We start from the raw sequence: 9,261 nt of genomic DNA, 5'->3' as shown, positions 1-9,261 counted from the left end.
AATTTGATACATGCCGTGCCCCAACCGGGTTTGGGTGATGCACCCGTAGGGGCACGGCAGCAGGGATATTTTGCACCAGTCCCAATTTGATACATGCCGTGCCCCAACCGGGTTTGGGTGATGCACCCGTAGGGGCACGGCAGCAGGGATATTTTGCACCAGTCCCAATTTGATACATGCCGTGCCCCAACCGGGTTTGGGTGATGCACCAGTAGGGGCACGGCATCAGAGATATTTTGCACCAGTCCCAATTTGATACATGCCGTGCCCCAACCGGGTTTGGGTGATGCACCCGTAGGGGCACGGCAGCAGGGATATTTTGACCAAGGCAGATGTTAATCATGCCGTGCCCCAACCGGGTTTGGGTGATGCACCAGTAGGGGCACGGCAGCAGAGATATTTTGACCAAGGCAGATGTTAATCATGCCGTGCCCCAACCGGGTTTGGGTGATGCACCAGTAGGGGCACGGCATCAGGGATATTTTGACCAAGGCAGATGTTAATCATGCCGTGCCCCAACCGGGTTTGGGTGATGCACCAGTAGGGGCACGGCAGCAGGGATATTTTGCACCAGTCCCAATTTCATACATGCCGTGCCCCAACCGGGTTTGGGTGATGCACCAGTAGGGGCACGGCAGCAGGGATATTTTGACCAAGGCAGATGTTAATCATGCCGTGCCCCTACCTCACCCCACGGGCAACTAATTGTTCCTGAACGCTAGGAGGAACTGGTTGATATTCGGCGAATTCCATTGAGAAATTTGCTTGTCCGGAAGTAAGACTGCGCACCGCCATCGAATATCCAAACATCTCTCTCAACGGCACTTCTGCACGAATGACCGAATAATCTCCCATTGTCTCGGAACCTAACACCAACCCGCGACGGGAAGAAAGATCCCCCTGAATTCTTCCTACATACTCATTTGGCATTTCTACTTCCACGAGCATAATCGGTTCCAGGATAATTGGATGAGCTTTTTTGTAGACTTCCTCAAACGCATAACGCGCCGCAGTCCGAAATGCCAATTCCGAAGAATCTTCCCGGTGATAGCTACCATTTTGGAGAATTACTTTTACCCCAGTGACTGGATAACCAATCAGAAGTCCGGAATTAATCGCATCGCGGAAACCTTTTTCGCAAGCGGGGATAAATTCTTTGGGAATCACACCGCCAACGACTTTATTCTCGAATACAAACGTTTCCCCACAAGGTTCAATTCGACCCATAACATGGGCGTATTGACCAGCACCACCCGTTTGCCGTTTCCAAGTATAGTCGAAGGTTACCGCTTTGGAAATCGTTTCGCGGTAAGCAACTGCTGGCGCACCAACGTAGACTTCCGCATTATATTCCCGCTTCATTCGTTCGATGTAAATTTCCAGATGGAGTTCTCCCATTCCCGAAATTAAAGTTTGTTTGGATTCCGGATCTACGGTGAGGTGGAAAGTGGGATCTTCGCGTTCAAAGCGGGTGAGTGCTTTTGTCATTCGATCCGCATCTTCCTTATGCTTCGGCGTCACCGAAAGCGTCACCACGGGTTCTGGTACGAACATTGCTTCCATTGAAAGCGAGGTTCCGTTGCTACAAAATGTATCCCCAGAGGCGCAATCAATCCCAACTAACGCCACAATTTCACCAGCGGCGGCGATTTCGATGTTCTCCCGTTTATCGGCGTGCATTCGCACAAATCGTCCCACTGTAACCGCTTTGTTGGTGCGACTGTTGCGGATGCGATCGCCTTTCTTCAATGTCCCCGCATAAATCCGGGTATAAGTTAGTTGTCCAGCTTGTTCATCATCGGTAATTTTGAACGCCAAAGCAACCAGCGGTGCATTTATATCCGCCGGAACATCAACTTTTTCATTCGTTTTGACATCGAACGCTTTCACCACTTCCCTATCTGTTGGCGATGGCAGATATAAGGTAACGGCATCGAGTACGTTTTGCACCCCTTTATTCTTGAAAGCAGAACCGAGCAAAACAGGTGTCAGTTCTAGACTTAAAGTTGCAGAGCGAATTGTTGACCAAATTAATTCTTTGGCAACTTCTTCTCCATTCAGCAACTTTTCTGTCATCGCTTCCGAAAACAGGGACAACCGATCGAGCATTTTTTCCCTTGCTTCTTGCGTTTGGGCAAATAGATTTTCGGGAATCGGTTTAACGACTCGATTTTCCCCGTGTTCTCCTTCGTAATAATTCGCCGTCATCTCAATTAAATCGATAACGCCTGCGAATTCCTGTTCTCTGCCAATCGGATATTGAAGCAATAAAGCATTCAAACCCAATTTATCTCTGAGTGCTTGCACAACCCGAAATGGATCTGCACCCACGCGGTCTAACTTGTTGATAAACGCGATGCGCGGAATGCGATATCGCTTCATTTGCCTATCAACTGTTATCGATTGAGATTGCACGCCAGCAACCCCGCACAGCACCATAATTGCACCGTCGAGAACCCGCAAAGCGCGCTCAACTTCAATCGTGAAATCCACGTGTCCGGGAGTATCAATTAAGTTAATTTGGGTATCGTGCCACGTACAGGTTGTAGCAGCAGAGGTGATAGTAATTCCTTTTTCGATCTCTAGCTGCATGTAGTCCATCGTCGCACCTTCCACACCCACCTCGCCAATTTTGTGGATTCTGCCAGTGTAGAAAAGGATGCGTTCGGATAAAGTTGTTTTACCCGCATCGATGTGAGCAGAAATTCCAATGTTGCGAATCTTTTCTAGGGAAATCATAGGACTTGCTCCGTACTAGAGAGCGAAAAAGATGTTTGACGCTTGCCGCGTCAACCCTTATACTACACAATATAATACACAAGCGTCAAGGAGCGATATGCCGACCGCACGCACTCGCGTTGGCGCAGGCAAAAATTCTCCTGCCATGGGGTTCAACCAAATTGTACAGGGATAATCCAGGGTATAAGGGGAATTGTAAGAATTTCTTCAATTAACTTTATGTAACGCAAGTTGCTAATTGCTAATTGCTAATTGCTAATGGCTAATGGGAGCATTTTTCCTGCCATTAGCCATTAGCCATTAGCCGCTATGCATGAGATAACTAGCAACTTGAGTTATGTAGTTATTTGCGGTAACATCTATCTGAAGTTAGAAATTTATTGATTTTATGTGGCTTGTAATTATTAGCTGTTCGGGGGATGCGTGGAAACGTCATGGAGTGGAGTTTAAGGCAATGGCAGAAAAGTATGCCGGTACTTGTACCTCTTCTAAAAAAATGCCCGATGGTCAACGTTTGATGGAATACAAAATAGAAGAGGTAGGAGACGCAGAAGCGTTTCAAGATGAATGTCTAAACTTAGAAGGATTCACCGCTAGGTTTGAGTCGCTTTAACCTAGTAACTCAAGTTGCTAGTTATAAAAGCGATCCCCCCAACCCCCCTTCCCAAGGGGGGCTTTTAATCAAGCGAACGAATCGCAACCTGACGAACCGTTTTGCGATGTGGCTTGGCCTTTTTTAAGCTAGGTTAGATGGGAAGCGAATCTCCTCCAGAGACGCTTTGCTAACGCATTTTTAACCCGCGCAGGCGGGTTTTGTTTGTGTAGCCGCGATTTCAATCGTTAGGATTTCAATCGTTAGGAAGTTATTCAAGCGGGATTGTTAGAACCCTGATTCAAATTAGCAATAGCTTGATTAAACCAAATAGCGGCACTAATATTAGTTTCTTCATCCAGGCGTTCTAAAGTTTGGTCTAATAAAGAAAAGAAATTGGTAATCCCTTCAAAGCCACAGATTCGGTACAAAGTTTATAAGTTCCATCAGACTGCAACCGAAAAGCAAATACCCGCTTCCCTCGCACATCAATCACCCAATATTCGGGAACTCCCAGATTGGCATAAAGTTTTTTCTGTTCATCTAGGTCAGAAGACAGAGTAGTATCGCCGACTTCACAAACTAAATCGGGGACTCGCCATTGATTGAGATTAATATAACGAGATTCGCCCGGTTTCCATTGCGGAACCCCTTCACCAATGTATAAAACTATATCTGGCGATGCGGCTTGCGTATTTGGTTTTTCAAGTAAAACACCTCCTAAATCGCTTGCAGTTTGCTCTGGGAAGCAAGTAAACCAGATATAAAACAGCATGGCGAAAAGACGAGCGATACTGGCATGGTTAATTCCTTCGTTACCCATGTCAACAAAAAGATAATTTTGATTAAAAAACAGCCGGACTTTCTCTAAAGTTGGATCGTCGCGATAGCGTAAGTAATCTTCCCAAGTAGCTGGTTCCCATTTGGGAAGCGAGGTGCTAGTAGCTATTTGAGCAATTTTAGGCGTTGCAGTCGTCATAGGTTTATTGTTGAATTTTATATTTGGGATTTAACTCCTTACATTGCCTTGGCAAAAAGGGTTACTGTTATTTTAACTTGTTTTAGCGATCGCACTCTCTCTCAATCGATGCGATCGCTAGTTATTTCTTCACTAATCAATCAAAAAAATCGGCTTTTTCAGGATACTCATCATCTCTCCTGAATTGCCATAAGGCATTAACGGACTCCACTCCCAAACGGCTGCAAAATTCTTGTGATGCAGCGTATGGATAGTGCGAATTACTCCTTTATGCGAGCCAATTACAAGAACTTTGATAAATTCTTTGCCTGAAACTGGATCGCAAGATGGTTGAAGGATAACAGACGCAGAGGTTGTTTCACCCGCATCAGTCAGAAAGCTGTTGTGCATCCGGCGTTACCTAATTTATGCAAAAGTGTTGTTGTTTCGATGAACATCTAGTTGGGCACATGTTGTTGATTTGATCAACATTTACGCGTACGCGATCCTCTGACACGATAAAAGGCATGGGAAAAGCGGGAAAAGCTCTGAGACAGGCGTTGGAGACATACGGCATCAGCCAAAACAAATTAGCCGTCACCTTGGGAGTTGACCGATCCGTTGTTTTTCATTGGTTTCATGAGAAAAGAGATCCATCTGCGGAAACCGTTGTGCAAATTGCTACTGCGCTCAAAACCATCAACCCAGAGGCAGCAGCAGAATTTATTAGCTTATACGTGGGCGATTTCCTTCACCACGAGGATGAAAACCCGTCCTAGATTATGGGAAAAGCAGGCAAAGCCCTCAGACAAGTTCTGGAAACCTACGGAATAACTCAAAATAAGCTGGCAGTGGTGATGGGAACGAGGAGATCGAATGTAGGTCGCTGGTTTCACCAGCAAATAGACCCTACAGGCGATACAATCGCTGAAATTGTTGCAGCCTTGAGTAAAATTGAGCCAACTGCTGCGGAGGATTTTGTCAGGCTGTATTTAGGGGATTCAATGCGGGATGGAGAAAAAACTGCAAATCCCGAATAAGTTATAGCGGATTGTGACTTGACAGAATACACTTGATTTTTCATGAGTTAATAGCCCGTGTAGACGTTGCTCGGTTTGTATAGCGGCAGCATTAATGCTGCCGCTATACAAACCAAGCCCCAAGGGCTGTATTCCACCAAGTCACAAACTGCTATATAACGCTTGAACCCGCCCTAAAATTGATGCCAAGCACATCAGGAGAGCCTGAGATGACAAAAAGTTTATGGCAACCTCCCCGCCTGCGGACGGCTGAAAACGCTGACGAAGAACGCCGCGCTACATGGCTGGAATTATTTTACGATTTGGTATTTGTGGCAGCGATCGCGCAAGTCGCCCATTACCTGGAAGCGCACATCACCTTAGTGGGTTTTTTCAGTTACGTGTTGTTATTTATACCAATTTGGTGGTCTTGGGTAGGGGCGACATTTTACGCTACGAGGTTTGACACCGATGATTTGGGACATCGATTGCTGACCTTATTGCAGATGGTAGCGATCGCAGTCCTAGCAGTCAATGTCCACGACGGTTTAGGAGAAAGTTCGGTTGGTTTTGCCCTTTCCTATGTCGGCGTCAGGGCGATCTTAATTTTCCAATATCTCAGCGCCGGATATTTTGTCCCCGCCGCCCGTGGGTTAGTAAAATGGTACGCTACGGGTTTTAGTATCGCCGCTTTGATTTGGTTAGTATCAATTTTTGTACCAATTCCCTGGCGATTTGCACTTTGGGGTTCGGCACTAATTGCAGATTTCGGCACGCCTTTAACAGCAGGTAAATTAGTCAGCAAAATACCGCCGAGTTTTTCCCACGTACCAGAGCGTTTGGGCTTATTTACCATCATCGTATTAGGCGAAGCGGTTATTTCTGTAGTCAGAGGTGTTTCCGAGTTGGAATGGGGGATTTTATCTGCCGTTGTCGCTTTATTGGGGATGCTGATTGCATTTAGTTTGTGGTGGATTTATTTTGACAGCGTTGATGGTTCTCCCTTGCAAGCAATGCGCGTTGGCAATATGGGCAAAGGTTTAACTTGGCTGTATTCCCACTTACCGCTGGCGATTGGTATTGCTGCTACGGGTGTCGCCGTTCAGCATATTATTGTGTCAAGTAAAAAGGAATTAGTACTGCCAGATGGGGATAGATGGTTGATTTGTGCAGGTGTAGCAATATGCTTGACTGCCTTGGCAGTAATACACTTAATTACCTGTACGTTGGGACGCGAGCGCAGTAAAATTTTAGCTGCCTATCGGATAGCCTCGGCGGTGTTTGTTTTAGGGATAGCAATTGCCGGAGTTAATCTATCACCAATAATAGGGATGAGTTTAGTAGCAGCAGCTTGTGCAGTACAAGTAGTTTTAGCTCTTCTGGAGACAAGAAATAATAGCCTAAGTGGTTGAAAAATTGCTAATTGCTAATTGCTAATTGCTAATTGCTAGTGGGAATATTTTCCGACTCTACCATCAGCCACGATCCAGCTATTAGCCATTAGCTATTAGCAGTCCTAAAAAGTGTATATTCTGGGTGCAGTTTCGCTCATCTCTCCTCCAATTCGCCTAAATTGATCGGCAACCAAACCCGAAATACCGTATGACCAGGCTCGCTTTCCACCTCAATTTTGCCCCTGTGCTTGTCAACTATTTTACTGACAATGCTCAGCCCCAATCCACTGCCTTCCCCCTCTGGTTTAGTGGTGAAGAATGGCTCAAAAATTTGCTTCTTAATCTCAGGAGGAATGCCACAGCCAGAATCGGCAATTTCCACCATAATATGTCCGTCTTTTTCCAGGAGGTCGATCCCTAGTTGTCCCTGGTAGTTCATTGCCTGAATTGCATTGCCAATCAAATTCGACCAGACTTGAAATAATCCCTCTGGATAACAAAGAATTTCTGCAACTGTCTGATAATTTTTTGTCACCTCGATCCCGCGTTTAATGTGATTTTGATACAGGGTCAATACGGTATCAATTCCCGCTGCCACAGAAGCACTAACTGGCACATTTGAAACATCCTGACGCACGTAGGTCTTGAGGGCATAGACAATTCTGGCAGCTCGTTCTACTGCCAGCCGAATATTCTGGCTGTTGTTTTGAATAGCAGATAGGTGATAGGCAGTTTCTAAAATCATAGGCGCATCGGGGTCTTGCAGCAAGGGCAGGAGCGGGTCTAGGGTATTATTAATCCCCATTTTGCTCAGAGTATCTGCTAGGGCATCCGCGCTTTGGATCCCTTGTTCTGAAAAGGTTTGTTTGAGACTGCGTTTCAATTGTCGTTCTTCCCGCAAAGAGAGCATTTCTTTTGGTTGTTTTGCCCAATCGAGCAGGGTGAAAAAGTTGGTCAAGCGATCGCTAGAAAGGGATTGCAACAGGGGCGGTAATTCTGTTAAGGATTGCTCCAGATAACTGGTGATGTTGCCAATCGAGGCTTGAATTGCCCCCAATGGCGTATTGATTTCGTGGGCAATTCCTGCTATCAGTTGACCCAAGGCTGCCATTTTTTCAGTTTGAATCAGTTTTGCTTGATTCTTTTGCAGATCGTGCAGGGTTTGTTGCAGTTCCTGGACTTGCCGATCGAGGACACCGCGTTCTGCCAATTGCTCCGCCATTTGATTCAATGCCCGCCCCAATTGTCCCACCTCATCCCTGCTCTTTACCGGGACTCGAATCGTCGAATTGCCATTAGCGAGTTCCTCAGTCATGCGGATAAACTTGAGGACGGGACGAGCGATGGCGCGGGCAATTAAAATCCCCACAATTGTGACAATTGTGCCTCCCAGCAAAAACAACAATCCCAACCTTAGCCAAAGCATATACTTGGCAGTTTCTAACGAGGAGATCGGAGACAATACAACTGTTGAGAAAGATAGGCTAGAACCGGCGATCGCAAAACTTTTGGCGAGATACTGCTGGTTACCCAGCACCATTCGTACCGTAGGTGTTTCAGGTCGGGGAGGTTGCCAAGTCAAAAGATTATCTGGTAAGAAAGTGGAAGCGATCGCCTCATTTCCTATCAGGACTAACAATTGTTTGGAAGACCCCGCTGCAATTTTTTGCAGCAGCGCATCGTTGACTAATCGACCTACAATCAATCCCCCCAGAAGTCGGTCGGTTTTAATCGGATAGCTGGTAACCTGGAGAACCTGATGCCTACTCCCCATCTCCACACCCACCAAATCGATTAAACCAAGTCCCGCGCTGGCACTGTTGCTAATTGCTGTATCCATCAACCTGGCTTGATTTAGCCAGTCATGGCGCACATCTACCAGGATATTTCCTTGGGTGTCAACCACCTTAATCCAATCAAATTTCAATGATGCTTTGAGCGGCAGTATAATTTGCAATATTGCCACCCTGTCTCCACCTTTGACAGCTTGCTCAAGTTCATCCAGATTTGCAATCAGCTTGATCTGACCTTCGAGGGTTTGCTGCTCATACTGAAAATCTTGATGGACTCGTTCGGCAAAAATCTCAACTTCCCGGCGGAGATTCTGCTCCCAACCCTCGGTAAACCAGTATCCCACCACCAATAAACCCAACATAAATCCACCCAGGCATACTGCCAAAAAAGGCAGAACAATCTTCTGGCTGAGACTTAAGCGAGTCCAAAATCTGTTGATTATTCCCACATCTTTAGCCTCGATTTGATAGATTCAGGACTTATATCATGTCCGCGAGAGATCGGTAGTGTATGGATGGCTAATTGCTCGCTTGCTAATTGCTCGCTTGCTAATTGCTCGCTTTTCAATTGCCTCCAGAGCAGCCATTAGCGATTAGCTATTAGCTATTAGCAGTTACACAACCGTTGCTATTGGACATGATATTACGCGCTTGCTTCCGGGTTTCTCCGAAAAATCCTTGGGAAAGGGCATCAGAGATCAAGGTCGAAACTTTGGTGATGACCTCGTCGCGCGTAAGTCCTGTTATGTAACTCAAGTTGCTAGTT

General features: G+C 46.1%; 11 protein-coding genes. 5 read left to right on the top strand and 6 right to left on the bottom strand.

Features of this window, described 5'->3' with window-relative positions:
* Both MiSe_RS29550 and MiSe_RS29545 read right to left on the bottom strand, forming a co-directional pair.
* Positions 1-343, bottom strand: a 343-nt coding sequence (locus MiSe_RS29550) for a hypothetical protein (RefSeq protein WP_226587181.1), incomplete at its 3' end; no start/stop codon positions are given.
* The gene (locus MiSe_RS29545; RefSeq protein WP_226587180.1) at positions 336-473 is read right to left on the bottom strand and encodes a hypothetical protein; all 138 of its coding nucleotides are present in this window, start codon (positions 471-473) and stop codon (positions 336-338) included. The genes MiSe_RS29545 and MiSe_RS29550, both read right to left, overlap by 8 nt.
* Positions 474-483: 10 nt before the next feature.
* Here MiSe_RS29545 and MiSe_RS29540 point away from each other — a divergent pair, with 10 nt between their 5' ends.
* Positions 484-627 (top strand): hypothetical protein, encoded by a 144-nt coding sequence (locus tag MiSe_RS29540; RefSeq protein ID WP_226587179.1) that lies wholly within the window; start codon positions 484-486, stop codon positions 625-627.
* Between the two features lie 54 nt (positions 628-681).
* Here MiSe_RS29540 and fusA read toward each other — a convergent pair whose 3' ends face one another.
* Positions 682-2,739, bottom strand: coding sequence for an elongation factor G (fusA, locus tag MiSe_RS29535; protein WP_226587178.1), 2,058 nt, complete (start codon positions 2,737-2,739; stop codon positions 682-684).
* Positions 2,740-3,127: 388 nt separating this feature from the next.
* Here fusA and MiSe_RS29530 point away from each other — a divergent pair, with 388 nt between their 5' ends.
* Entirely contained in the window at positions 3,128-3,352 is a 225-nt protein-coding gene (locus tag MiSe_RS29530; protein ID WP_226587177.1) for a hypothetical protein, read from the top strand.
* Between the two features lie 358 nt (positions 3,353-3,710).
* On the opposite strand, the gene MiSe_RS29525 is transcribed toward MiSe_RS29530, so the two are convergent.
* Both MiSe_RS29525 and MiSe_RS29520 read right to left on the bottom strand, forming a co-directional pair.
* Positions 3,711-4,310 (bottom strand): Uma2 family endonuclease, encoded by a 600-nt coding sequence (locus tag MiSe_RS29525; RefSeq protein ID WP_307731559.1) that lies wholly within the window; start codon positions 4,308-4,310, stop codon positions 3,711-3,713.
* Between the two features lie 132 nt (positions 4,311-4,442).
* Positions 4,443-4,700, bottom strand: a complete 258-nt coding sequence (locus MiSe_RS29520; protein WP_226587176.1) for a hypothetical protein — start codon at positions 4,698-4,700, stop codon at positions 4,443-4,445.
* A 116-nt stretch (positions 4,701-4,816) separates the two neighbouring features.
* On the opposite strand from MiSe_RS29520, the gene MiSe_RS29515 reads away from it, so the two are divergent.
* The 3 genes from MiSe_RS29515 to MiSe_RS29505 all read left to right on the top strand — a co-directional run bounded on the left by MiSe_RS29515 (position 4,817) and on the right by MiSe_RS29505 (position 6,720).
* The gene (locus tag MiSe_RS29515) at positions 4,817-5,068 is read left to right on the top strand and encodes a helix-turn-helix domain-containing protein (RefSeq protein WP_226587175.1); all 252 of its coding nucleotides are present in this window, start codon (positions 4,817-4,819) and stop codon (positions 5,066-5,068) included.
* A gap of 3 nt (positions 5,069-5,071) precedes the next feature.
* Positions 5,072-5,329, top strand: coding sequence for a helix-turn-helix domain-containing protein (locus MiSe_RS29510; protein WP_226587174.1), 258 nt, complete (start codon positions 5,072-5,074; stop codon positions 5,327-5,329).
* Between the two features lie 209 nt (positions 5,330-5,538).
* Positions 5,539-6,720, top strand: coding sequence for a low temperature requirement protein A (locus MiSe_RS29505; protein ID WP_226587173.1), 1,182 nt, complete (start codon positions 5,539-5,541; stop codon positions 6,718-6,720).
* A 136-nt stretch (positions 6,721-6,856) separates the two neighbouring features.
* Here MiSe_RS29505 and MiSe_RS29500 read toward each other — a convergent pair whose 3' ends face one another.
* Complete coding sequence (locus MiSe_RS29500) at positions 6,857-8,944, bottom strand: sensor histidine kinase (RefSeq protein ID WP_226587172.1); 2,088 nt, start codon at positions 8,942-8,944, stop codon at positions 6,857-6,859.
* Between the last annotated feature and the right edge of the window lie 317 nt (positions 8,945-9,261).

It is taken from the genome of Microseira wollei NIES-4236, from assembly GCF_020521235.1.
In the GTDB taxonomy this organism is placed as follows: Bacteria; Cyanobacteriota; Cyanobacteriia; order Cyanobacteriales; family Aerosakkonemataceae; genus Microseira; species Microseira wollei.
Note: the sequence above shows the minus strand (reverse complement) of the source record. Positions and strands in the feature narration are given on the sequence as shown.

What these genes read in the sequence shown, in the direction of transcription:
- MiSe_RS29515 (WP_226587175.1), top strand. Translation starts at nt 4,817, where the DNA reads ATGGGAAAAGCGGGAAAAGCTCTGAGACAGGCGTTGGAGACATACGGC.
- MiSe_RS29545 (WP_226587180.1), bottom strand. Translation starts at nt 473, where the DNA reads ATGCCGTGCCCCTACTGGTGCATCACCCAAACCCGGTTGGGGCACGGC.
- MiSe_RS29505 (WP_226587173.1), top strand. Translation starts at nt 5,539, where the DNA reads ATGACAAAAAGTTTATGGCAACCTCCCCGCCTGCGGACGGCTGAAAAC.
- MiSe_RS29510 (WP_226587174.1), top strand. Translation starts at nt 5,072, where the DNA reads ATGGGAAAAGCAGGCAAAGCCCTCAGACAAGTTCTGGAAACCTACGGA.
- MiSe_RS29525 (WP_307731559.1), bottom strand. Translation starts at nt 4,310, where the DNA reads ATGACGACTGCAACGCCTAAAATTGCTCAAATAGCTACTAGCACCTCG.
- MiSe_RS29520 (WP_226587176.1), bottom strand. Translation starts at nt 4,700, where the DNA reads ATGCACAACAGCTTTCTGACTGATGCGGGTGAAACAACCTCTGCGTCT.
- MiSe_RS29530 (WP_226587177.1), top strand. Translation starts at nt 3,128, where the DNA reads ATGTGGCTTGTAATTATTAGCTGTTCGGGGGATGCGTGGAAACGTCAT.
- fusA (WP_226587178.1), bottom strand. Translation starts at nt 2,739, where the DNA reads ATGATTTCCCTAGAAAAGATTCGCAACATTGGAATTTCTGCTCACATC.